This is a genomic window from Oceanobacillus sp. M60, from assembly GCF_053839645.1.
Genome location: NZ_JBSSNH010000007.1, coordinates 157,670 through 181,503, shown reverse-complemented (window position 1 = coordinate 181,503; position 23,834 = coordinate 157,670). Strand labels below are relative to the sequence as shown.

The 23,834-nt window shown below is 38.7% G+C and carries 20 protein-coding genes and 1 pseudogene; 16 read left to right on the top strand and 5 right to left on the bottom strand.

Translation table 11 applies throughout. The annotated features are described in order from the left end of the window. Positions 1 to 7: 7 nt before the first annotated feature. A complete protein-coding gene (locus tag ACW0TQ_RS17680) occupies positions 8 to 1,150 on the bottom strand; it encodes a polysaccharide biosynthesis C-terminal domain-containing protein (protein WP_193064067.1) in 1,143 nt (380 codons plus the stop codon). Positions 1,151 to 1,317: 167 nt separating this feature from the next. Between ACW0TQ_RS17680 and ACW0TQ_RS17675 the strand changes: the two genes are divergently transcribed. Then, a complete protein-coding gene (locus ACW0TQ_RS17675) occupies positions 1,318 to 2,418 on the top strand; it encodes a glycosyltransferase family 61 protein (RefSeq protein WP_193064066.1) in 1,101 nt (366 codons plus the stop codon). 59 nt (positions 2,419 to 2,477) lie between these two features. On the opposite strand, the gene ACW0TQ_RS17670 is transcribed toward ACW0TQ_RS17675, so the two are convergent. Further along, complete coding sequence (locus tag ACW0TQ_RS17670; protein WP_341172903.1) at positions 2,478 to 3,755, bottom strand: glycosyltransferase family 2 protein; 1,278 nt, start codon at positions 3,753 to 3,755, stop codon at positions 2,478 to 2,480. A 358-nt stretch (positions 3,756 to 4,113) separates the two neighbouring features. On the opposite strand from ACW0TQ_RS17670, the pseudogene ACW0TQ_RS17665 reads away from it, so the two are divergent. The 5 genes and pseudogenes from ACW0TQ_RS17665 to ACW0TQ_RS17645 all read left to right on the top strand — a co-directional run. Then, a pseudogene (locus ACW0TQ_RS17665) lies at positions 4,114 to 4,317 on the top strand (glycosyltransferase); the annotation flags it as partial. Positions 4,318 to 4,609: 292 nt separating this feature from the next. Continuing rightward, the gene (locus tag ACW0TQ_RS17660; RefSeq protein ID WP_341172904.1) at positions 4,610 to 5,674 is read left to right on the top strand and encodes a C45 family autoproteolytic acyltransferase/hydrolase; all 1,065 of its coding nucleotides are present in this window, start codon (positions 4,610 to 4,612) and stop codon (positions 5,672 to 5,674) included. A 231-nt stretch (positions 5,675 to 5,905) separates the two neighbouring features. Next, positions 5,906 to 7,078: a M20 metallopeptidase family protein gene (locus ACW0TQ_RS17655; protein WP_455725906.1), complete on the top strand. Its 1,173-nt coding sequence runs from the start codon at positions 5,906 to 5,908 to the stop codon at positions 7,076 to 7,078. A 43-nt stretch (positions 7,079 to 7,121) separates the two neighbouring features. Further along, entirely contained in the window at positions 7,122 to 7,556 is a 435-nt protein-coding gene (locus ACW0TQ_RS17650) for a hypothetical protein (protein ID WP_455725880.1), read from the top strand. A 208-nt stretch (positions 7,557 to 7,764) separates the two neighbouring features. After that, positions 7,765 to 8,688 (top strand): sugar-binding transcriptional regulator, encoded by a 924-nt coding sequence (locus ACW0TQ_RS17645; protein ID WP_246529028.1) that lies wholly within the window; start codon positions 7,765 to 7,767, stop codon positions 8,686 to 8,688. 50 nt (positions 8,689 to 8,738) lie between these two features. On the opposite strand, the gene ACW0TQ_RS17640 is transcribed toward ACW0TQ_RS17645, so the two are convergent. Continuing rightward, positions 8,739 to 9,782: an alcohol dehydrogenase catalytic domain-containing protein gene (locus tag ACW0TQ_RS17640; protein WP_368901604.1), complete on the bottom strand. Its 1,044-nt coding sequence runs from the start codon at positions 9,780 to 9,782 to the stop codon at positions 8,739 to 8,741. 12 nt (positions 9,783 to 9,794) lie between these two features. Further along, on the bottom strand, positions 9,795 to 11,450 hold the full coding sequence (locus ACW0TQ_RS17635) for a glycerol-3-phosphate dehydrogenase/oxidase (RefSeq protein ID WP_212929112.1): 1,656 nt from the start codon (positions 11,448 to 11,450) through the stop codon (positions 9,795 to 9,797). Positions 11,451 to 11,791: 341 nt separating this feature from the next. Here ACW0TQ_RS17635 and ACW0TQ_RS17630 point away from each other — a divergent pair, with 341 nt between their 5' ends. From ACW0TQ_RS17630 to lpdA, 10 genes are all read left to right on the top strand, one after another. After that, positions 11,792 to 12,739, top strand: a complete 948-nt coding sequence (locus ACW0TQ_RS17630) for a sugar-binding transcriptional regulator (RefSeq protein WP_052485049.1) — start codon at positions 11,792 to 11,794, stop codon at positions 12,737 to 12,739. An 88-nt stretch (positions 12,740 to 12,827) separates the two neighbouring features. Continuing rightward, on the top strand, positions 12,828 to 13,226 hold the full coding sequence (locus ACW0TQ_RS17625) for a transcriptional regulator GutM (protein WP_052485050.1): 399 nt from the start codon (positions 12,828 to 12,830) through the stop codon (positions 13,224 to 13,226). Beyond that, complete coding sequence (srlA, locus tag ACW0TQ_RS17620) at positions 13,214 to 13,744, top strand: PTS glucitol/sorbitol transporter subunit IIC (RefSeq protein WP_042533638.1); 531 nt, start codon at positions 13,214 to 13,216, stop codon at positions 13,742 to 13,744. Before ACW0TQ_RS17625 ends, srlA begins: the two co-directional genes overlap by 13 nt. A 29-nt stretch (positions 13,745 to 13,773) precedes the next feature. After that, the gene (srlE, locus tag ACW0TQ_RS17615) at positions 13,774 to 14,826 is read left to right on the top strand and encodes a PTS glucitol/sorbitol transporter subunit IIB (protein WP_042533639.1); all 1,053 of its coding nucleotides are present in this window, start codon (positions 13,774 to 13,776) and stop codon (positions 14,824 to 14,826) included. A 135-nt stretch (positions 14,827 to 14,961) separates the two neighbouring features. Beyond that, positions 14,962 to 15,327 carry a PTS glucitol/sorbitol transporter subunit IIA gene (locus tag ACW0TQ_RS17610; RefSeq protein WP_042533640.1) on the top strand — a complete coding sequence of 122 codons (366 nt, stop codon included), beginning with the start codon at positions 14,962 to 14,964 and terminating at the stop codon, positions 15,325 to 15,327. A 26-nt stretch (positions 15,328 to 15,353) separates the two neighbouring features. Next, entirely contained in the window at positions 15,354 to 16,643 is a 1,290-nt protein-coding gene (locus tag ACW0TQ_RS17605) for an NAD(P)H-dependent oxidoreductase (RefSeq protein WP_193062002.1), read from the top strand. Between the two features lie 106 nt (positions 16,644 to 16,749). Further along, positions 16,750 to 17,730: a thiamine pyrophosphate-dependent dehydrogenase E1 component subunit alpha gene (locus ACW0TQ_RS17600; protein WP_042533642.1), complete on the top strand. Its 981-nt coding sequence runs from the start codon at positions 16,750 to 16,752 to the stop codon at positions 17,728 to 17,730. A gap of 239 nt (positions 17,731 to 17,969) precedes the next feature. Continuing rightward, positions 17,970 to 18,953 (top strand): alpha-ketoacid dehydrogenase subunit beta, encoded by a 984-nt coding sequence (locus ACW0TQ_RS17595; protein ID WP_042533643.1) that lies wholly within the window; start codon positions 17,970 to 17,972, stop codon positions 18,951 to 18,953. A 15-nt stretch (positions 18,954 to 18,968) separates the two neighbouring features. Further along, the gene (locus ACW0TQ_RS17590) at positions 18,969 to 20,321 is read left to right on the top strand and encodes a dihydrolipoamide acetyltransferase family protein (protein ID WP_042533644.1); all 1,353 of its coding nucleotides are present in this window, start codon (positions 18,969 to 18,971) and stop codon (positions 20,319 to 20,321) included. A 12-nt stretch (positions 20,322 to 20,333) separates the two neighbouring features. Beyond that, positions 20,334 to 21,707 (top strand): dihydrolipoyl dehydrogenase, encoded by a 1,374-nt coding sequence (gene lpdA / locus ACW0TQ_RS17585; RefSeq protein ID WP_042533645.1) that lies wholly within the window; start codon positions 20,334 to 20,336, stop codon positions 21,705 to 21,707. A 234-nt stretch (positions 21,708 to 21,941) separates the two neighbouring features. Here lpdA and ACW0TQ_RS17580 read toward each other — a convergent pair whose 3' ends face one another. After that, positions 21,942 to 23,519, bottom strand: a complete 1,578-nt coding sequence (locus tag ACW0TQ_RS17580; RefSeq protein WP_193062004.1) for a PTS sugar transporter — start codon at positions 23,517 to 23,519, stop codon at positions 21,942 to 21,944. Between the last annotated feature and the right edge of the window lie 315 nt (positions 23,520 to 23,834).

The window sequence follows — 23,834 nt, the reverse complement described above, 5'->3', positions numbered from 1 at the left end:
GAGGTTATCATCCTTTCTGTTCATCCGTTTTATTCGGCTGAACATCTAATGAGATTGTATCCGGGTTCTCCGGATCAAATATTTCATTGGCCCAAAACAAAACAATTATTTCTTCCTCCGTTATGTTTTCAATGGAATGGGTGTACCCTGGAGGGATGTCTACTATTTCGATATTTTGATCTGTAACCTGATAGGTGATTTGTTTATCCGAATCTATCTTCCTTAATTTAATGCGTGCCGCTCCTTTAATAACACAAAATTTTTCTACTTTTGTATGGTGATAATGGTTTCCTCTTACAACACCCTGACGTGATGTGGATATAAAAACCTGCCCGGCCTGGTTTGATTTGATTAATTCAACTAAGCTTCCTCGTTCGTCCCGATGGACAGGTAATGCATAGGCTAAGTTATCCGCTTCTAAATAAGACAGATAAGTCGTGTAAAGGTATTTCGTAAATTGATCTGACAGGTCCGGGATAATCAGCGATTCTCGTACATTCTTTATTTGGTAAAGCTTTTCGGCCAGTTCTCCTACGGTTGTTTGGAAGGTCTGATCGATATCATAATATAACTTCTTTTCCGGCTTTTTCTGATCAAGACAATCTATAAAACTGTCTATGACATCATCAATATATACGAGGTCAATCTTTTTGTCAGCGTCATGGATTTCAATCTCTTTATCATGGGAAATTTCATGGCAGAAGGTAGCGACTACCGAATTATAATGCGGCCTGCACCACTTGCCGAAGACGCCTGGCAAACGGTAAATGCACACATCTGCACCAGTCTCTATATGATAATTTTGAAGCACTTCTTCTGCAGCTTTTTTACTCAAACCATAAGGTGTATTCCCTTCTGCTTGAATGGATGAGGTAAAAATGATTTTCGGTGTTTTATGATGTTTTTTTAAATAGTTGACAATGGATTCTGTAAGTCCTCTATTAACACTAGCAAACGCATCGCTGTTTGGGGGCCTGTTCACTCCTGCCAAATGATAGATAATATCCGATTCGTTTAAATACTCGTGCAGCAGTGACAGGTCGTCCCCGTGATGATATTGCCTGAGAGAAACACCTTTTACCCTCTGTAATCTATCAACCAGATTCTTGCCAATAAATCCTCCTGCACCGGTTACGGTTACGTTAATCATGTTTATATTCCTCCTGTTTCTATTACCCGCGCAATGGTCCAATTGGTGATAGCTGGACGATTGTTCAACACTTTTAAATACTTTTCTACATATTATGGAGTACGCTGCGAAATGTGAAAAAATAGGGCATAGGCAAGATTGTTAATTGAAAAAGAGGGGATGTATATATGGTAGATTTATCTATTCATACAAAGGATTGGCTGGAAAAAATAACACCAAAAGCAGATATACATGAAGTTTATAAGGAATTCTATACAGACGAAACGGTAACATATACGCTTCCAAAAGGAGATTCGCCGGAATGGGTCGACTGGGTAAAGCCGCCAACGTTTGGAGAGAAACATAGGTTTGAGAAAGCCTATGTTTCAAAGATAGAGAACGGGAGTGTGTGGATGTGCGATAAAGGAGAGGGCATGGTTTATGCACTGGCGCCTGATCACACATATTTTCACGATATGGTTTTCCATTTATATTGGAATTATTTTGATAAAATTGCAGTTAATTCCATTCCTTCGGTTTCTCCTTATGAGGGAACGCTGGGGGTATTGGCTTGGGCCGGGCATGCCAATTACTGGCATTGGCTGCATGATACGCTGGGACGCTATCATTTATTGCAGCTCAGCGGATTTAAGATAGATAAATATGTTCTACCTCCTCTGACGTTACCGTTTCAACGGGAGACGATTAAACTGCTTGGCATCCCAGAGGAAAAAATCTTACAGCTTACACCGGGAATGCATGTGCAAGCAGAACAGCTGATTTTGCCATCTGTGCCATTCAATGCAGGAACTTGTGTGAAATGGACAATTGAATTCCTCCGGAGCGCATTATTGAAGAAGGATTCCTATCGCTCCGCAAATCCCGAAAAGCGAATCTATATCAGCCGGGAGGATGCTTCGTGGAGAAAGGTTGCCAATGAAGGAAAGCTTTTGGAGCTTTTGACCAGAAAAGGATTTAAAAAAATTGTATTGAGTACGTTGACGGTAGAGGAGCAAATTGCTCTTTTTTCCTCGGCCGACGTAATTATAAGCCCAAACGGTGCCGGACTTGCAAATCTCATGTTTTGTCAACCGCGGACAAAAATCATTCAATTATTTACAGCTACATCAGACGAATTTATAAAAATTGGACAATACCTGGATTTGGATTATCATTTTTTGAAATGCAGGAATGCCAACCCCGTCTCCACAGAGCATGAAGTTATCAAAAACCTCGTGGTGGATGTGAAAAAAATAGCTGAGATTTTGAAGGAGGAAGGGATAGATTAGTAAGGAATATTTTAAAAATGCAGGCGCTCAGAGAAGCACCTGCATTTTTAAAGGCATTGTTATTTCAGCAATCTCAAAAATTCATTCCAGTCTGAACGGCTGGTTCTGGTTATGCTTTCCTTATGCTCTCGTACATTATATACTGTAAAATCATGATACTGAAAACGGTCGCTCTGAATCAATTGATTTAATACGCTCACATCCTCAAAAAGCTTTCCTTCTTTAAATGTTATCACAGGAAATCCTCCAATTCTTTTTAAAGCAGAAGTGCGGTATATCCTTGGTCCGAGAGGAAATCGATAGGAAAGAAGGTCAGCTCTTCCATGGATATGCCTTCCCTTTGCTGTTCCTTTAAAAAGAATATCTCCCGCCAGCTGCTTCCACTTTCGAAGATTTCCATATAATACGGATACATTTTCAGAGAGATTTGCCATACGTTTTTTTATATTGGAAACAGCGTCCGGATCCAGCCAATCATCTGCATCAAGTTCTAAGATGAAATCGGATGTCACGTGAGGTAATAAATGGTTGAGAGCGACAGCTTTTCCCTCGTTCTTTTTTTCAAAAAGCTTCACCAGCTGTCCGTCGTGCCATCGTTTGAGCCGGTGATAGGAATTGTCTGTTGAGCCGTCATCCATAATTAGTATCTGTTCCGGCAATTCATTTTGAAGCAGGCAGGAGACAACTGCAGTTTCTGCATGATTTTCCATATTATAATTGGAAAGGATGACAGATAGACTTGGATTTGCTGTTTGGATTTTATTCAGCTGGTACTTCTCTATGAATTTTTGTTTTTCTAATGTGCTGGTTGAATTGCTTCTTCTTGACTGCAGCACCAGACCTTCTTCATAGCGTCTTTTTAAACTTGATTTATCAGTAAGCCAGGCTGGCAAGAGAGCCTCCTTAAACGGCAGCTGGGTGTTTAATAGAAATGGCTGGTTTTTAAGAAAAGGAGCAGACACTAGTAATGGCCGATGAATCACACGGTTTCGATTCCGAAAGCCAGTTGTTAAAAATGACTCTGATTGGGAAAGATGAAGGGAATCAGCTTGTATAACTGGAGAAAGGTAATCTGTTTCATACAGAAATAATACATAGGGATTGGTGATTTTTTGGATCACATCATTCAATGTTTTCCCGGGATCATTCTCTTTGCATATAATCGATTGGATTTGCTTGATAGGAGTGAAATCTAGTATTCCTGCTAAAGACACGTTCTGTTCATGGAGAACCATCACAGAATGTAATCTGGATTCAATCCTTTTTAAAGATACTAATGCTTTATGAATTGCTGCTGCATCAGAATAAAGAATGAGAATCGCAGTGATATCCTTCAATCGGAATCCCCCGTTCTTTTACGATATTTCTATTTATCACGGAGAATCGTCTGTAAAGCTCCCGCTTCCAAATAAAGCGTAAGAATAAATTTATTTAGGCGGGAGATAACGGACGCTGTCTCCTTGAATCACTCAACTAATCCTTCAGTGGGGAAACGCAAAACACCCGCTGAATAAAGTTTCATTATATATATATGAAGCTAATCTGATTTTATCCCCTGTAAGTAATCAATGGGGTCTTCATGGTATCCTTTTCAAATTGAAAAAGGTTTATACAACCATTTTTTTATTCTCCGTTTCCGATAACAGCTTCTCAACATATATTATTATATCTTGTGTATTGGTGGTGTAGATATATATGATAAAAGTAAGCCTTTGTATGATTGTAAAAAATGAAGAAGAGGTGCTGCGGCAATGTCTGGACAGTGTAAATAACCTCTGCGAGGAAATCATCATTGTCGATACCGGTTCAACAGACAAAACGAAAGAAATCGCAAGAGAGTACACAGATAAAGTCATTGATTTTAAGTGGATCGATGACTTTTCAGCTGCCAGAAACTTTGCCTAATCGGAGAGAATTAATCTGGATGATGATACACTAAGCAGAATCATTTCCTTTCTGTCTTATTCTTTGTACACTTAGCGTATAAATAGTTATCGATTGACTAATGGGGATTTATTTTAATGTAAATAATGCTGCTTAAGTCCAGTTTTGGTCCAAAGGTCTTTTGATTTATGGTGCTGACACAGTCTAAATGAAGTGAGTAAGCACAGCTTATCTTTGTTTAAAAGATAAAAAATTAACTGAATATAGCTTCAGTTTATGAGCAGCTGCTGCGGGAGGAGGAATTAACTTGAAAAAAATATCATCAAGTGTTGTTCAATTTCGGGGAACACATTATGAATTTGGTTATCATCAAGGAACTTTATTAAAAAATCATATCTTAGTAAAGAATCGTGAAAATCAATGGAAGGTAAGAACGCCTTTATTTTCTATTGATATCAAAGAAACAAAAAGGATTTTTCAAGAAATAGCACCGGCAATATGGGAGGAATTATTAGGTTTTGGTGACGCGCTTGAATGGGCGATGGAGAGAGTACTGCTTGAATTTGGAGGGTATCGGGTAAATTTGAACCGTTCCGGATGTTCCATTATAACAGGAGCAGATTATATGATCAGAAATTATGATTATCATCCCAAAACATACGATGGCTTTTATTCCGTATTCCAACCGACGGATACAGGATACGCAGTTATAGGAGTTACGCAGAAAGTAACGGGACGTTGTGACGGAATGAACGAAAAGGGTTTAGCAATGGGATATACCTTTATGCATCGTAAACGCCCGAAAGATGGATTTGTCTGTCATATGATTGGAAGAATGATTTTAGAAACATGCGCTAATATCGAAGAAGCTGTTTCGTTGCTAAAACAAATTCCGCATCGGGGATCATTTAGTTATGTGTTGTTTGATAAAGATCATTCGGAATCAACGATTGTTGAGGCTTCTCCAAGAAATGTAGAGGTAAGGACTGGAGCATCATGCACGAATCATTTTCAAATACTGAAGAAGGAAAACCGTCATTATTTGAAGGATTCGAAAAGACGACTGGAAATTATGGAAAGCAGCTCAGCCAATCTTCTTCATGGGAAGGAAGCTTTTCAGCTTTTAAATGGAACAGAGAATGGTGTGTTTTCTAAATTATACGGGCAGTGGGCAGGGACAATACATACTACTGCGTATTTTCCATCGAAATTAGAAGCATGGATTGCCCTTGGCGGTGATCAGCAGCCGGTGAAATTTGATTTTGCATCATGGCTGAAGGGGAATGATTTCCCTGTTTCTGAAGTTACAGGAATGGTAGATACAGATATTCCTTTTGTTCATATGGAGAAGGCGGATTGGTATAAGAAATAATTTTATTTACCATGGTGTCTAAATGAGGCAGATTCACGATAGAGAGAGGAGCAGCCTCTTTTGCAGGAGGAAGCTGCTGCTCATATAATCTCACAAACCCTAGTTGACAACTCGGGATAAAATAGGTAGACTTATATAAAATTCAGAATTTATTTCTGAACATGTGTTAGGTAAGTCATATATACTATTGAGATGGGCGGAGATTAAACAGTGAGCACAGTAGATAATAAAATAATACATTCCATATTTAAAGAATTTGATGCGAACTTTGAAGAAGTAAAAGGCTGGAGAAGATATATGCATCAGCATCCAGAATTATCCTTTAAAGAGGAGAAAACAGCAAAATACATAGAAGAAAAATTAAAAAGCTTTGGTTTAGATGTTCAAAAAAATATCGGAGGGCATGGCTTAATAAGTATTTTGGAAGGAAAACAGCCCGGCAAAAAGATTGCTTTAAGAGCAGATTTTGATGCGCTGCCGATTGAAGATGAAAAAGAAACCGCTTATAAATCTACCAATCCCGGTGTGATGCATGCTTGTGGTCATGATGGACATACTGCAGCTTTATTAGGCGTGGCAAAAGTAGTAAGCCGATATAAGGAAAATCTGAAAGGAAGCATTGTTTTTGTATTCCAGCCGGCAGAAGAAACACCGCCTGGCGGAGCGAAGTTCATGATTGAAGAAGGAATTTTAGATGATGTAGATTATGTATTTGGAGCTCACCTTGCATCTGACATACCAATCGGGAAAGTTGGTGTTGGAGCAGGGTATCAAATGGCGGCAGTAGATAAGTTTGCCATTGATATTAAGGGACATGGCGGTCATGGCGCCCGGCCGCATGATACTACGGATTCACTGGTAATCGGAACGAGCATTGTCGAGGCTTTGCAAAAAATAGTCAGCCGGCAAATTGATCCGTTAAAATCAGCTGTGGTGACAATTGGTGTTTTTCAGGCAGGGAACGCATTTAATGTCATTCCTGATACAGCACGTATTGAGGGAACGGTGCGCAGCTTCGATCCAGAAGTACGTGATAAAGTAGAAACGGAAATTCGTTCGATATTAGATGGAATCACCAGTGCATTTCATGCGGCTTATGAGCTGGACTACTTAAGAGGATATGCTGCATTATTCAACCATCTAGAAGAAACAGACCTTGCCAGAGATTTATTCAAGAAAGCTTTTGAGCATGAGAATGTAGTAGAATTTTCTCCGGCTATGGGGGCAGAGGACTTCTCCTACTTTTTAGAAGCAAAGCCGGGGACCTATTTCCGGGTTGGTTCTAGAAACGAAGATGTAGCCACACATTACCCGCATCATCATCCTCGATTTGATATTGATGAACGGGCATTGGTGAATACGGAAAAAGCATTTGCAGCAATCATTAATCATTATTTATTGTAGAATAAAAAAATGCAGGAAAGTTTCAGCAGAAAGGAATTTAAGCATGACTCGGCCAAAGATATCTTTAATGGAAGCGTATATGATTGAAACAATGCGCGTAAACGGAATAACAAATGAAGAAATAATAGCAGGTGTAAAAGCTAAAGATGTATCAGGGTGGAAGCAAATAAATGAAAAATTTGATTTTGAACAGCTGATTGCATTAGCGGAAAAGGATTTAGCAGCTTTTGAAAAAGTAATTCATGATGGTTATGCTGTTAAATTTGTAACGGTTGGCGGTTTGGAGAGATTATTGAGTTTGAAATTTGGGAAAGAGGATGGAAAGGATTATCAAAAACAGCAAGCAGGGGTAATTGATTTGAATTTGGATGAACCAGCTCTGAGTGAGTTAAAGCAGATTCTTTCCCCTAATTGGAAAGTAGAAGATGGAGCAGAAGGTATTTCCGTGTTGTTGAAAGAACAGAAGGATTTTTCTTGAAACTTCCAAGGGAGCGCTATAAACCTATTTTTGGGTTTATAGCGCTTTTCAAATATCTAAACCTTAAATTAGGAAAGCATTAGGCATATTTGACTTTATACTGTATAGATTCTATGATTAATATAAAGAATAAAGGAAGTTTAATAATTAGTATTTATAAACTGTGAAGAGAGCGGATGTTATGCTAAGTTGGGAAGAACGGCGTTTAATGGTTAAAATTGCGCAATTATATTACTATGAAGGATGGACACAAGCAAAAATTGCAAAAAAGCAAAATGTTTCACGTCCTATCATCTCAAAATTGTTAAATAATGCCAAAAAAGAGGGTATTGTAGAAATTTATATTAAAGATGAAACGTTACATAGCGTGGAGTTGGAAAACGCTATTATGAAAAAATTTGATTTGAAAGAAGTTATTGTGGTATCCACAGCGGGCTTTGCTCCTGAGATGATAAAACGCCAGCTGGGAAAATCAGCTGCTTCTTATATAGCGAATCACTTAACGGATGTAAAAAGCTTAGGGCTTTCTTGGGGAACAACGCTATTATCTTTCGTAGAAGAGTACCCTTATAAATATAAAAAGGACACACATATTGTTCCAATTATTGGAGGAATGGGAAGCGAGTATGTTCATTTACATTCCAACCAATTAGTTTTCCATCTATCACAAAAAATGAATTCAAGCTGCTCTTATTTATATGCTCCAGCGATGGTAGAATCTATTGATTTAAAAGAAAGGTTAGTTGAGTCAAAGGATATTTCTCATGTTTTAGAGCAAGCAAGGAATGTTGATATGGCGGTTGTTGGTCTTGGGAATCCGTTTAAAAGCTCAACAATGGAAAAAATAGGATATCTAAACCAAAAAGACCTCGCATCTTTACGTAAAGCGGGAGCGGTAGGAGATATCAGTTCAAGATTTTATGATGCGATTGGAAAAGAATTAAATCATCCCTTAAACGATCGTGTTATCGGTTTAGACTTAAATGAAATTAAACAGATACCCGAAGTTATTGGGATAGTGGAAGGTTCATATAAATTAGAAAGTCTAGAATCGGCATTACAAGGTAAATATTTAGACGTATTAATTATTGATGATCGAACGGCACAGGAATTGGTTGAAAGCTATATATAAGAAACGACCCAATTATCAGAAATAGATAATTGGGTCGTTTAAAATTTTTATTATTTCCAAGGGGTTACTACGCATTTCAAACCGTTTTTATCAAGAGCGGTTTGAAACGCTTTTTTTGTATTCTGCAAAGAGAATACATCTGTGACAAATGGAGTGAAATCAATTAGTTCTTCATCAATCCATTTCACTGCTTCTACATGTAAATCACGCGGAGCTCCGTGTGTACCAACAACAGTTAATTGTTTATAGATAAAATGATTTGTATTAATTGAAGTTTCAGTAACCTTCTTATTTCCTGAGAAATATAATACTCTTCCTTTTTTTCGTACAATTTCCAAAGCCTCATTTTGAACATAAGCAGAGGGAGCAGTTACAATGGCAACATCAGCACCTAATCCATCTGATGCATCAAGAATGGTTTGCAATGTATTATCCTTAGTTGGGTCGATAACTATATCAGCGCCGATTTGCTTAGCAAGCTCTTGCCTTGCTTTGGAACGCTGTACAGCAATAACTTTCCCGGCGCCCATTTTTTTAGCTGCAGCAATATACATACACCCAATTGCGCCTGCTCCATAGACAACGACTGCATCACCGGCATTGATCTTTACTTCAGTCAGCCCGCTAAGCACACAGGCGAATGGTTCAGAAAGGCTCGCTAATTCATATGATGTAGTATCTGCAATGCGCTGGATAGATCCATATTCAATAAAGTTTCGCGGCAGCACCATATATTGAGCAAAGCCGCCATCGATTTGGTAGCCAATAGATTCTCCTTTTACACAAAAGTGGCTGTCATTTTTTTGGCAATAGTAGCATTCGCCACAAGGGAGATGTGCCCAAAGTGTGACGCGGTCTCCTAATTGAAATGATGAAACATATTTTCCTTTTTGGATGATTTCTCCTGCTATTTCATGTCCGATAATTCTAGGAAAACTTACCCGGCTGTCCCCGTTTTGGAAGATTCGTAAATCGGACCCGCAAACTCCAGTGGCATGAACCTTTAATAATATTTCATGGTCATCGATATCAGGAATCTCCTTTTCCTGATATTCGAGCTTTTCTTTACCAGTTAATGCGACTGCCTGCATCATATTTGATTCCCCCTAATCTTCTTTGAAATGGAGTGCTTTTTTGATTTGGTATTGCATTTGACGGATTTCTTGTTCTTTAACGGCGTCGTTCCACTGAAGAATATCAGCCATCTCTTTAGTAACTATTTCTAATGTTTCTTTAACAAGCTCTAAATCAAATAATAAATAGCTTGTACGACGATCATAGAAATCAGTTAATGTTGAAACCATTTCATGCTCGATTGTATAACGAAGTTCTCCTAAAATGTTCCGGTGTACGTGTTTTAGTTGCTGCCCGTTATAGCTATCTATTGTCTGCAGTAATTTTTCAGTGTTTGATCCATAACGCAATACATAGTTAGTGATGTTCTGCTGTGAAATTTCTAAATGACTATATTGTCCATGAATCCGATCCGCATACTCATAAAGTTCTTTAATATTGTTAAATTGTGATCCGGATAGTTTTAAATTTGCTGTTTTAGTTGTAGGAAGATTTAATTTGTGTTTTTTATCGATATAAGTTAGAATGCGATCTGCCATTTTACGATAACCAGTCAATTTTCCGCCAGCAATGGTAACAACACCAGAATTTGATTCGAAAATTTCATCATGACGAGATAATTCGGAAGGTTTTTTTCCGCTCTCGCCAATAAGCGGCCGAATTCCTGCCCAACTGGATGATATATCCTGAACCTGTAATTTTACATTTGGAAACATATCCTTTAAGCAGCCTAATAAATATTGAACTTCGCTAAGATGCACATGTATATCATCCATATCTTTATTGTACAGTGATTCTGTTGAACCGACATACGTACGGTTTCCTACTGGAATAACGGCTATCATTCTTCCGTTATGTTGAAAATAAACAGAGGATTTCACTGGTAATTTATCATAAGGAAATACAATATGAATTCCTTTCGCAAGAACCATATGCTTCCCGGTTATTTTCTCATCCTTCTTACGAACTTCATCAACCCAGGGGCCAGCAGCATTTACAATGTGTTTAGCATAAACAGTGAATGTCTGGTTAGCACAGTGGTCTCTTCCTACGATTCCTTTAACCATGTTATTTTCATCTTTTAGGAATTCGGTCATTTCGGCATAATTTAAAATTACAGCGCCTTTTTCTTGTGCTGTTTTTGCTACTTCCAGTGTTAAACGGCTGTCATCTGTTCTATATTCAATATAACATCCGCTTCCTTGAACGATCTTTTTGTTAAAAAGGGGTTCGTTTTGAAGCGTTTTCTTTTTTCCGTATAGGCTATGGCGTTCCTCTTTTTTTACACCGGCAAGTTTGTCATAAAGGGTGAGTCCGGCTTTTAAAGTTACTAAATTATAAGACTCTTTTTTTATCAAAGGAAAATTCATAGTAATCGGGTAAACGAGATGAAGGGCATTATTATAAACAATATCGCGTTCTGATCCAGTTTCTTTTACAACAGGAAAATCAAAGTTCTGTAAATATTTTAAACCTCCATGGATTAATTTTCCTGAGCGGCTGCTTGTTCCTGATGCGAAGTCATAACGTTCTATTAAAGCTACTTTTAGTCCTCTTGTGATAGCATCTAGGGCAATTCCGCTTCCTGTGATTCCTCCGCCAATAATCAATAAATCGAATTGTTGTTCTTCTAATTGGTGAAGGGTGCTGTCACGATGAAGTGTAGAAAAAGAATGATTATGAGACATGTCGAATCCTCCTATATTTTACAAATGTTCAAAAACGAAAATTTTGTAATTTTATAATGAGTATATAATTTGGGGAGTAACAAGTCAATAATCTAGATGGTTAAAAACCTTTATTCATGTTTGTTTATAATGGCGAGATGATTCACACAATTGGAAAATAGCTGTAGTTATACATCAATACACCAAGGATAAAGAGCTGCAAAATGGTGTTTTGCTTCTTTGTAAAGAATAAGTGTCCGCAAAATTTCAGCACAGTGAAATTTCTTCAAATTTGAATGCGTTTGCATAAAATCTGAAGAAATATGATATAATCGTGTTACATTTGTAAGGGGGTTGAAATTATGAATATTGAAGAAAGAAGATTAATGACAAAAGTAGTCAAACTGTATTATTTAGAAGGTTGGACACAAACGGAAATTGCAAAAAAAATTAACAAATCCAGGCCAATTGTCTCTAAACTTCTGAAGCAGGCAAAAGAAAAACAAATAGTTGAAATATACTTGAAGGATAGTACTGTACATACGGTTCAACTAGAGAGAGAACTGGAGCAAAAATATAATTTGAAAGAAGCAATTGTGATTGAATCCGCACATAGCGGCCCAGAATTAATTATGCGCAAACTTGGGGTAGTGACAGCGAGATATATTGAAAAAAAACTGGATCAAATAAATACAATTGGTATTTCATGGGGAACTTCTGTATATGCAGTTGTCGAAGCTTTTCAATATCAAGCAAATAAACCCGTTCATCTTATTCCGCTGATTGGCGGTATTGGACAGAACTATATTGGTTACCATACCAATTCACTGCTTTTTGAGCTTGCTCAGAAGTTAAATTCAACTTCTTCCTATCTGTATGCTCCAGCAGTTGTCGAAAGTGAAGAGTTAAGGAATCATATTGTACGTTCTAAAGATGTGAAAGAAGTTCTTACTAAAGGAAAACAAGTTGATATAGCGATCGTAGGTATTGGGAATCCAGGAATACAAAACACGATGACAGAAATGGGGTATTTATTGGAAGAAGATCAGCAAAGTCTTTTGAATGCTGGGGCCATTGGTGATATCAATTCAAATTTCTTTAATAAAGATGGTGAACTCGTTGACCACCCATTAAATAATCGCACAGTAGGAGTTAAGTTGGAAGATATTAAAAATATTTCAGAAGTAATTACAATTGTAAGAGGAGATTACAAATTATTCCCGTTGCATGTCGCACTTGAAAATAACTTTATCACTACATTAGTTATTGATAGTGATACCGCAGAGAAACTTTTAAAAAAATACAAATAAATGTTGACAAAGTTTTGAAAGCGTTTTATTATTCTATTTACAAACGTAAATTAATATTACATTTGTAAATATAAGAGGGGGATAAGTTATGTGGGGAACTTTCATTTTAATTTTTGCCTTTGTGTGGGGAGTACAGTTTCTAATGACACAACTGCAAGTAAAGCATTATCGTTCAAACATAAAGAGCTTTACCAATCGAAAGTCAGGTTTTTTAGGAACAGGTTATTTTAAAAAAAGGTTTGGAACAGGGGCGTTGGTTTTATTAGTATCTGATGAAAATTTGCAGGTAGTTGAAGCAAAAATAATGAAAGGGATTACCGTTTTTGCTCGCTTTAAAGATAGAAAAGAATTAATCGGCAAGGATTTATTTGAAGTTGAAAATATGGAGATTCTCGATGCTAAAGAGAAAAATGCCGTTCAAGGAGCAGTCAAAATGATTGAAAAAGAGTTTGAGAAGAAAGGGGAGAAAGCAGCATGGATTTCTTAATCAGTATTGCAGAAGGATTTATTGGAATGTTTGAAGAAGGCGGAGAAACTTTCATGGGGCTAGTAACGGGTATTATTCCAATGCTCGTTGTATTAATTACAGCAGTAAATGCTTTAATCAAATTTATTGGGGAAGACAGAGTAAATAGTTTTGCACAAAAGTGTACAAAATATTTTGTTTTACGATATACTGTTTTTCCGTTTTTAGCCGTTTTTTTCCTTACTAATCCAATGTGCTATACATTTGGACGTTTTTTACCGGAGAGACAGAAACCAGCTTTCTATGATTCAGCTGTTTCATTTGTCCATCCAATAACCGGGCTTTTCCCACATGCAAACCCGGCAGAATTATTTGTATATATGGGAGTAGCAGCTGGAATTACAGAACTGGGTTTATCATTAGGGCCGTTAGCTTTAAGATTTCTGTTGGTCGGAATTGTCGTTATGTTGATTAGAGGAGTTGTAACAGAGATGATTACAGCCCGTATGTTAAAAAATAAGCAAGACAGCGCAGCGTAATAGTTGAACAATTATGGGAGGGATAGAGAGTGAGTGAATTTAAAGCGGTAAAAGTTCATAAAGGACCTTCTGGATGGGGTGGTCCATTAGTAATTCAGCCTAGTGAAGAACAAAAATATATTATTTCTGTAACTGGCGGGGGAATCCATGAAGTTGCACAAGCTTTAGCAGAACAAACGGGAGCTATTGCGATAGATGGTTTTGAAAAGTCTGTACCGAAAGAAGAAATAGCAGCGGCAGTTATTAATTGCGGTGGAACGGCGAGAAGCGGGGTATATCCGCGAATGGGAGTAAAGACAATTAACACATTTAGTAATTCGCCATCCGGGCCATTAATGAAGTTTATTAATGAAGGTAATTTCGTATCCGGAGTAGAGAGTCAAAGTCAATTTGAAAGTGTGGATGCATCTGGAGAAGCAGTTACAACGGCAAAAGTTGAGAATGATGATGCACCAGATTTAATGGATAAAAAGGTTGCCCAACAGGTAAAAGAAGAAGCAAAATCAAAAGTAGCTGAATCTAAGAACGGTAATGGAAAGAAAAAGAATCCGATAATGAGATTTATTGAGATCCTGGGAAATAAAGTGGGGAATGTCGTAAGTGTCTTCTTCCAATCAGGACGAGATACAATTGAAACGGTTATTAAAAATATCTTGCCGTTTATGGCTTTTGTAAGCGCATTAATGGGTATCATCACATTTACAGGAATCGGTGATATGATTGCTAATTTAGTTGCTCCGTTAGCAACAAGTCTTATTGGAATGCTAATCCTGTCATTTATCGCTGCCATTCCAGTAATATCTCCATTACTCGCACCGGGCGCAGTAATTGCTCAGGTTGTCGGAGTACTCATTGGTGTGGAAATCGCAAATGGTAATATACCTCCACAAATGGCATTACCGGCATTGTTTGCTATTAATCCGCAAGTTGGTACAGATTTTGTGCCAGTTGGATTAACGCTTGGGGAAGCAGAAGCAGAAACGGTTGAGGTTGGAGTTCCGGCAGTATTATTCTCTAGATTAATTACTGGACCAATAGCAGTAGTTATTGCTTATCTTGCTAGTTTTGGACTTTACAGTTAATTAACTCGAGATTTTTTACAAATGTAAATATGTATAACATTTGTAAAAAGGTGAGATGTCATGTATAGTAGATTTATAAAATAAAGATTATTAGAAATTCTTACAGAAAATTTTGTGCGTTGAAGGGTGATTTAGATGAGTCAATTACAATTAGATTTAAATGTAACTGAAGTTGGGGAAGATGTAGAGCTGATGAAAGAGGAAGGTATATTGATTTTATTTAATAATACCGTGCCAGAAGATTTGAAAACGATTGCTGTTATTCACGATGGCGCATTTCATCAAGACATTAAGTCTGGCGATAACATGATAATCAACGGTGAACTTTTCCGTATCCTTCATGTTGGAGATAAAGCAAATGAAACGTTGTCACAGCTAGGCCATGCCACATTTAATTTTGAAGGTGAAACGGAATATGATATGCCGGGTACGGTTTATCTGGAAAAAAAAGAAATTCCTCATATAGAGACAGGTTCTACAATTTCATTTCACAGATTATAAATTAGTCATAGAAGGAGTGCGTTTCCATGTTAAATTTAAATAGAAAACTTGAAAAATTACAAAACGAAGGATCTTATATCAAAGTTGGTCTTGTAGGCGCCGGACAAATGGGAAGAGGGATGATTTCACAAATTGAGGGTATGAAAGGGATGCGGGTAGTAATTACTTCCGATTTAGCAGTAGAGAATGTGACAAATGCTTATAAACATGCTGGAATCGATGCTGCCAGTATTCAAGAAACAAATGATAAAGAGGCAGCGTCTAAAGCGGTTCAGGAAGATAAAGTAGTTGCTACAAAAGATATGAAACTTGTAACCTCTCTCCCTGAAGTAGACGTTGTAGTAGATGCTACGGGTATTCCAAATGTAGGAGCAGAAATTGCCTGGGATTCTATTTTAAATAATAAACATATTATTATGTTAAATGTTGAAGCGGATGTTACGGTCGGACCGCTGCTCAAAAAAATGGCGGATTCTGCCGGCGTCGTATATACAGGATCTGCAGGGGATGAGCCTGGAGCAATTATGGAATTATATGATTTTGCGGATGCGATGGGATTTGAAATTGTAGCACTCGGAAAAGGGAAAAATAATCCGTTAAATTTAGAAGCGAATCCGACAACGGCGGAAGCAGAGGCTAAAGAAAAAGGGTCATCCCCTAAAATGCTTGCATCCTTCCAAGATGGAACAAAAACAATGGTTGAGATGAATGCTGTTGCAAATGCAACTGGATTTTCACCAGATAAGCCCGGAATGCACGGTTTTGAAGCCTCTGTTCAAGAATTGCCAAAAGTCTTTCTTGAAAAGGACAAAGGCGGAGAGGTAAATGGAAAAAGAATTGTAGAGTTTATCAACGGAATCGCACCAGGCGTATTTGCCATCATTGCTTCTGATAAAGAAGAAGTTAATGCAGAAATGCAATATTTAAAAATGGGAGATGGACCAAATTATGTGTTATATCGTCCATATCATTTAACTAGTTTAGAAACGCCATTATCCATTGCTAAAGCATATATTGATCATGAGGCAACGATTGCTCCTTATTATGGATTACAGGCAGAAACGGTTACAGTAGCTAAAAAAGATTTGAAGGAAGGGGAGCATCTGGATTATATCGGCGGCTATACCGTTTATGGACATATTTTAAAAGCTGAAGAAGCTAAAGAACAAAAAGCTCTTCCGCTAGGGTTGGTTGATAGAAATGTTGTATTGAAGAAAGATATTAAAAAAGGTGAGATTATTACCTATGATGCCGTAGAACAAACAGAAGAATCTACTATTTGGAAGCTTCGTTCTATTCAAGATAGAGAGTTTTAATAAACTGGGGTTAATCAGGATGTGTTTTGCGCTTTAGCAAGGCATATTCATTTACACACATTTTTACATTTGTGCCTAATAAGAACAAAAGGAAAGGATGAAATTTATGTCAAAATTAAACGTTCCAGATAAGATTACAAATGAAAAACTGGTAGAACTCTATAAACAAATGTGGACAATCCGTTTTTTCGAAGAGAAAGTAGATCAATTCTTTGCAAAAGGTAAAATCCATGGAACAACGCACTTAGCAGTAGGACAAGAAGCAAGCGCTGCAGGCGTATGCGCTTTACTAGAGAAAGAAGATAAAATTACCAGCACGCATCGCGGGCATGGTCATTGCATCGCTAAAGGAGCTACGCCGGATAAAATGATGGCAGAGTTATTCGGCAGAACAACAGGCTATTGTAAGGGAAAAGGCGGATCCATGCATATTGCAGATGTAGAAATGGGTAATCTTGGTGCAAACGGTATCGTTGGCGGAGGGATTCCATTAGCTGTCGGCTCGGCATTAACAGCATCGATGAAAAAGTTAAATTATGTAACTGTCTGCTTTTTTGGGGATGGCGCTACGAATGAAGGAAGTTTTCATGAAGCAGTGAACCTTGCTGCAGTTTGGAATTTGCCAGTTATCTTTGTTTGCGAAAACAACCAATACGGCATGTCTGGCCCTGTGAAGGAAATGGTGAAGATAGAGGATATTGCAACAAGAGCAAAATCTTATGGCATCCCTGGAGTGGTAGCTGACGGAAATGACCTTATTGAAATGATGAATGTCACAAATGATGCGCTTGAGCGTGCTAAAAACGGGGAAGGACCAACCTTAATTGAAGCAAAAACCTATCGTTGGAAGGGTCACTCGAAAAGTGATGCTAAAAAGTATCGTACCCGTGATGAAGAAACAGAATGGAAAGAAAAAGATCCAATCAAACGACTTAAGGAACTGTTAATCAGTGAATCTATTATCACGGAAGAACAGGCGGAATCACTGCGAAAAGATGCTTTAAAAGAAATTGAAGACGCAGTTGCTTTTGCTGAAGAGGGCCCGATGCCTACGAAGGGTGATTTATTAACGGATGTATTTGCTTAAAGTGAACGTTCAAAAAGTCCTCAAATGATAAGCGGCGAATTTCTGCGTTGACGTGTTTTTTCCGATACTCACGTATCTATACACATAGGGGAACTTCTGTTAATACCGTCCACGTCCTGTGGACAACACAGAAGTCACCAGATCCTGTGGAAGTCCGTTCATAAAAAACACGTCGCCTTGAACTTCTTGCTTCTAATTTGATTACTTTTTGAACCTGTATTTAATAAGGAGGAAAGAAAATGAGAGAATTAACATATTTAGAAGCAGTTCGTGAAGCAATGAGCCAAGAGATGCGTCAAAATGAAGATGTTTTTATTCTTGGTGAAGATATAGGGGTATATGGAGGAGCTTTTGGAGTTACCCGGGGAATGATTGAAGAATTTGGTCCGGAGCGAATACGAAATACGCCAATCAGCGAATCTGGGATTGCCGGTGCGGCAGTTGGTGCAGCGTTGACTGGGATGCGCCCGATTTTAGAGCTGCAGTTTTCTGATTTTATTACGATTGCGATGGATCAAATGGTGAATCAGGCCGCGAAGATTCGTTATATGTATGGCGGAAAAGGAAAAGTTCCGATGGTTTTACGTACGCCAAGCGGATCAGGTACAGGAGCAGCTGCACAGCATTCGCAAAGTTTAGAGGCTTGGGTGGCTCATGTTCCTGGTTTGAAAGTTGTTCAGCCTTCTACAGCGCATGATGTAAAAGGACTATTAAAAGCAGCGATGGATGATGATAATCCGGTGATTTTTTATGAGCATAAATTACTTTATAAAACAAAAGGGGACGTACCGGAAGAGCAATACAGCATCCCGCTGGGAAAGGCAGATATTAAGCGGGAAGGAACAGATGTAACAATCGTAGCAACAGCTATTATGGTACACCGTGCTTTAGAAGCGGCTGAGGAGCTGGAGAAGGAAGGCATCAGTGCAGAAGTTGTTGATCCGCGCACATTAGTACCGCTGGATACAGAAACAATTATTCAATCTGTTTCCAAAACATCTCGTTTAGTTGTTGTCCATGAAGCGGTAAAAAGAGGCGGTTACGGTGCAGAGATTGCCAGTATGATTGCAGAGAGTGAAGCATTTGATTATTTAGATGCGCCGATTAAACGATTGGGCGGTGCCTCTTCGCCGATTCCATATAACCCGGAATTAGAGAAAATGCATGTGCCGCAGGTTCCAGATATTATCCAGGCAGTGAAGGAAACATTAAATAAAGCATAGAAAGGAGGGATTCAGGTGGCTAAAGAAATATTTATGCCTAAGCTAAGCAGTACGATGGAAGTGGGCACCCTGCTTCAATGGTTTAAAGAAGAGGGAGATTCTGTTGAAATGGGGGAGCCCCTATTCGAAATTATGACGGATAAAATCAATATTGAAGTTGAGTCATATGAAGAGGGCATACTGCTAAAGAAATATTTTAAAGTGGATGATGAGGTCGAAGTAAATGCTTGTATTGGTTATATAGGAGAAGCAGGAGAAAAAGTTCCTGATAATCCGCCGGCAGCTTCCGAAGAATCTGAATCAGTAGAAAATGTCCAGGAAGAAGCATCTGCTGAGGGACAGGAGCAAACAGTTAGTACCGATTCTGATCAAGAAGAAAATAAGGACGGAAAAGTCAGAGCGACTCCTGCTGCCAGACGAATTTCCCGCGAGAATGATCTTTCCTTATCCGCTATTTCCGGCTCTGGTCCAAATGGAAGGGTACATCAACAGGATGTCGAAGCAGCTCTTGTCGCAGGTGTGATAGCTGTGACGCCGTTGGCAGAGAAAATAGCAGCTGACCATGGAATTGATTTAAATCAAATTACGGGTACAGGGGCGCGCGGAAAAATTGAAAAGCAGGATGTACTTTCTTATCTGGAAAAAGCAGATGAAATTTCAAAAGAAACGGAATCTGAGCCAGCAGAACGTATAAAGCTCAAAGGACTTCGTAAAGCGGTTGCTGACAAAATGGTACAAAGCGTTCAATCCATCCCGCATGTAACCTTGACAAGCGACGTGGATATGACGAATGTTATTGACCTGCGTAAATCATTGCTTCCTGTGATTGAAAAAGATACGGGATACCGGTTATCCTTTACCGAAGTGATTATAAAAGCAACTGCCAATGCACTTATGAAGCATCCAAAATTAAATGCCTCTTTAATTGGTGATGAAATTGTGATGAACAATGAAGTCAATATCGGACTGGCAGTTGCTGTAGATAATGGATTGATTGTGCCTTCTATTAAAAATGTAAATCAAAAAGGTCTGGCTGCGTTAACTCAAACTAGTAAAGAACTGGGCAAGAAGGCAAGAGAAAATAAACTAAAACCGGATGAAATGCGCGGAAGTACCTTTACCATCAGTAACTTGGGAATGTATGCCATTGATGCCTTCACTCCTATTATTAATGGACCGGAAACAGCGATTTTAGGTGTTGGAAGAATTGTTGAAAAGCCTGTTGTTGTAGATGGAGAACTGACAGCTCGTCCAATGATGGTGCTTAGTCTGTCCTTTGATCACCGTGCAATTGATGGTGCACCAGCTGCAGCATTCTTAACGGACTTGAAGGCGAATCTTGAAAATCCATACAGTTTATTAGTTTAAGGGGCGGAGTAAATGACAAAATTTGATGTAGCGATAGTTGGCGGCGGTCCCGGAGGATATGTATCGGCAATCCGAGCTGCAAAGCTGGGCTTGTCTGTTGCGCTGGTAGAAGGAAGAGACCTGGGTGGAACTTGTTTAAATCGTGGCTGTATTCCTTCTAAAACATTATTAAAAAATGCAGAAGTGATCAATCAAATAAAAGATGCGAAAAAGTTTGGAATCCAGGTTGATTCATATTCATTGGAATTAAAAACAATGATTAATAGAAAGAATCAGGTTATTCAGCAGCTACAAAACGGGATTAACAGTCTATTAAAAGCGAATAAAATAAAGCTATATTCTGGTTATGGAACAGTGGATAATCAAAAAATAATTACGGTTGATACCGGAGAGAAAACAGAAAAGCTGGAAGCGGAATCTATTATTCTGGCAAACGGCTCCAAGCCTTTTGTTCCTAACCTTCCGGGGCTTAATGAAGTTCCTTATTATACAAGTGATACGATATTCGATATAGAAGAGGTCCCGGAGCATTTAGTTATTGTCGGCGGCGGGGTCATTGGATTGGAAATCGCCTGCATTTTTCAAAGCTTAGGAACGAAAGTAGAAATTGTGGAAATGGCAGATCGTATCATTCCTGCAGAAGACAAGGAAGCAGCTGATTATCTAGCAAATGAGCTGAAAAGAAAAGGGATAGGCATGCATACCAGTGCAAAGGTGCTGGAATTGAAGAAGGATAAGAAAACGGTGGTCAAATTAGAAAAGGACGGAAAAGAAACGAGTCTGGAAACAGATAGTGTCCTTGTTTCTGTGGGACGCGAACCTAATTTGACCGGATTGAATGACCTTTCTATTAACTATGAAGGCAAATTTGTCAAAGTGGATAAATCGATGCAGACCAATGTAAAAGGGATTTATGCTATCGGAGACTTAATTGGCGGATACCAGCTTGCACATGCAGCGAGTGAAGAAGGAATTCGTGCAGTCAGTCATATTTTAGGTGAAACACATCCAAAAGATTTCATTATGCCACGCTGTATTTATACATTTCCTGAGATTGCAAGTGTTGGGATGACAGAAGAGCAGGCGAAAGCAGCGGGCTATCAGGTGAAAGCTCAAAAAGTAGACTTAGCCGCTAATGGAAAAGGAATAGCTTCTGCCGAAAACAGCGGATTTATGAAAATTATCTCCGAAGAAAAGTATGGTGAAATCCTCGGTGTGGTGCTTGCTGGCGCCCATGTGACGGAAATGATCAGTCAGGCAACTTCTTTCATGTACTTAGAAGGGACGGTAGAAGAGTTGGAGGATATGATTTTTCCGCATCCAACCTTAGCGGAGGGAATGTTTGAAGCTGCTGCAAAATGGCTGGATAAAGGGATTCATTATTAAAAAAAGAAAAGTGCTGTATATTCCATTTGTAGTCGTAATTTCATGTAGTATAGCAGCACGATTTCGACAGGGTATACCATGCCTTTATAAGAGTTGATTTAAAATACAGTTGGTAACTAAACCGATCCGAAGAGCTGGAAATATTTCCAGCTCTTCGGATCGGTCTTTTATTTTCGTAATGTGTTTGATTTCCCTTCTAGTCATCGTTCTAACTATACTGTTTGTTTTCAATTGTTAAGCATTTACGCCTTTATCTACAATATCCACTTTTTTTCTCTTATTTGCAATCAATGTAATCGCAAAAGATAATATAAAAGCTGCAAGCATGGCGATGATAAATCCGTATGGATTATCAGATAAAAATGGTGTGGTGAATGTTGGAACGTAGGCGGTCCCGCGAACGTCGAACAGGCCGACTAGGGCACCGCCGACTCCGGCAGATAAAATGGCACCGGCGAATACGATTTTATTTGAGAACATGAACGGATAGGCTGCTTCCACAAATGTTCCGAATCCCATATTGATCAAGAATCCTGGGGTTGCAGCAGCTGCTTCTCCTTTCTCCCTCGGAGCAACGATGTTTGCTAAGTTGATTCCAGCAGATACCATAACTAAACCAACCATATCAATGGCTCCTAAGAAGCTTACGCCTGTTTTTTCCATTTCTAATAATACGATTGGCAAAATAGCTGCATGGTATATCCCGCCTAAAATGGCCGGCCAAATAAGCAGACCGCCTAGTAACCCCGCTAAAATAGGGTTATATGCAATGGCTGCCTCGATTGCAATTTTAATTCCATCCCCGATGAACAATGCGATCGGCGCGAATAAAAAGTAGACTAACAGCCCTGCGAATAAACCGGCTAGGCCTCCAGTGACGATATTTACGGTTGTCATCGGAAATTTCCAGCTGATGCATTTTTGAAAGAAATAATGTACGAAAACTCCTGCTAAAATACCACCAATGAGACCGCCAATAATACCGCCATTAACGGATAATACACCAGCTACAACCCCGGCTACAATTGATACCTCGTCTAAATTAGACACTTGTTTGGCGGCAATTGCAGCGATAATAATCGGAAGTGCTCCAATCATTATATCAAAAATATCTTCTAGACCACTGAATATCGGAATCTTACTTAACGCAAGAACAAGTGCCATCGCAATAAAACCAGGCAATGCAGAAACCATGATACCGCGGATATTCATATTTTTCCAAATGCTTCCGCTGTTTTCCGCATTCATTTTACTCGTGGTTCCAATAATTGGTTTATATGTTACATCCCAATATTTTGCAAGGGAGCTAGTGAAAGAAATTGCTCGCGTTCGGTTCGTTGTACCAGTTGTTCCTGATTTAGCAATAACATTCGCACCTTGTGCGCTGATGGTTGCCATGGACGTTCCGCCTGTTCCGACGATCGGTATGTTCCTTTGAATGGCTGCGTTAATGACATTTTGATTGGCGCACTTTGGATCCGCACTCATGACGATTAACCCATCAACTGTTTGATTAAGTATAAGCGCAGCTATCTGCTCGTCTGTCTGTTTTGCTTGTTCGTTTATTTGTTCTAATGTATTTGGAGGGCTTTGTGTAACTTGCCCTTCTTCATCTAGACTAAAAAGGCTTGTTTTCGAGCTTGCTTTTGCTTGGTCCATGGAAACGTCAGAAGCAATAAATTGAACGGCAGCGATGTTAAAATCTGCAGCACTGCATTGGTTTTCAATTTCGTCTAATAATTTCCTTGGATTTTTTCCTCCTAAATTGTACAGGTTGCCGCCGGAGCTACCTATGATAGCTATAGTTTTCAAGATTATTCCCCCAGTAGAAAATTTCAATAAACAGGTTTTTAACACATTAGTATTTTATCATACTAAAGCGATAAAGTCTTTAAAGATCTAAAAGAAAGTGATTTGAGCGGCTAGGGAATAGATTTCTAAGATTCTGTTTAACAGATATCTTCATATTAAATGTTTTGTATTTGTTGAAATGAAATTTAACGCAGTGTAACTGGCTGGGGCTGGGGCTGCGATTACTCGCCCCACCGAAGAACTGTTGTGCGTCGAAAAATCCCCACTGAAGGAAGTTTCACTTTATCGAATGCTGTTTTTGTTGATTGAATGATT

Bases quoted from the DNA above. Each gene is read 5' to 3' on its own strand.
- ACW0TQ_RS17680 (WP_193064067.1), bottom strand. From the start codon at position 1,150: ATGATTAACGTAACCGTAACCGGTGCAGGAGGATTTATTGGCAAGAAT.
- ACW0TQ_RS17675 (WP_193064066.1), top strand. From the start codon at position 1,318: ATGGTAGATTTATCTATTCATACAAAGGATTGGCTGGAAAAAATAACA.
- ACW0TQ_RS17650 (WP_455725880.1), top strand. From the start codon at position 7,122: ATGACTCGGCCAAAGATATCTTTAATGGAAGCGTATATGATTGAAACA.
- ACW0TQ_RS17645 (WP_246529028.1), top strand. From the start codon at position 7,765: ATGGTTAAAATTGCGCAATTATATTACTATGAAGGATGGACACAAGCA.
- ACW0TQ_RS17640 (WP_368901604.1), bottom strand. From the start codon at position 9,782: ATGATGCAGGCAGTCGCATTAACTGGTAAAGAAAAGCTCGAATATCAG.
- ACW0TQ_RS17635 (WP_212929112.1), bottom strand. From the start codon at position 11,450: ATGTCTCATAATCATTCTTTTTCTACACTTCATCGTGACAGCACCCTT.
- ACW0TQ_RS17630 (WP_052485049.1), top strand. From the start codon at position 11,792: ATGAATATTGAAGAAAGAAGATTAATGACAAAAGTAGTCAAACTGTAT.
- ACW0TQ_RS17625 (WP_052485050.1), top strand. From the start codon at position 12,828: ATGTGGGGAACTTTCATTTTAATTTTTGCCTTTGTGTGGGGAGTACAG.
- srlA (WP_042533638.1), top strand. From the start codon at position 13,214: ATGGATTTCTTAATCAGTATTGCAGAAGGATTTATTGGAATGTTTGAA.
- ACW0TQ_RS17610 (WP_042533640.1), top strand. From the start codon at position 14,962: ATGAGTCAATTACAATTAGATTTAAATGTAACTGAAGTTGGGGAAGAT.
- ACW0TQ_RS17605 (WP_193062002.1), top strand. From the start codon at position 15,354: ATGTTAAATTTAAATAGAAAACTTGAAAAATTACAAAACGAAGGATCT.
- ACW0TQ_RS17600 (WP_042533642.1), top strand. From the start codon at position 16,750: ATGTCAAAATTAAACGTTCCAGATAAGATTACAAATGAAAAACTGGTA.
- ACW0TQ_RS17595 (WP_042533643.1), top strand. From the start codon at position 17,970: ATGAGAGAATTAACATATTTAGAAGCAGTTCGTGAAGCAATGAGCCAA.
- lpdA (WP_042533645.1), top strand. From the start codon at position 20,334: ATGACAAAATTTGATGTAGCGATAGTTGGCGGCGGTCCCGGAGGATAT.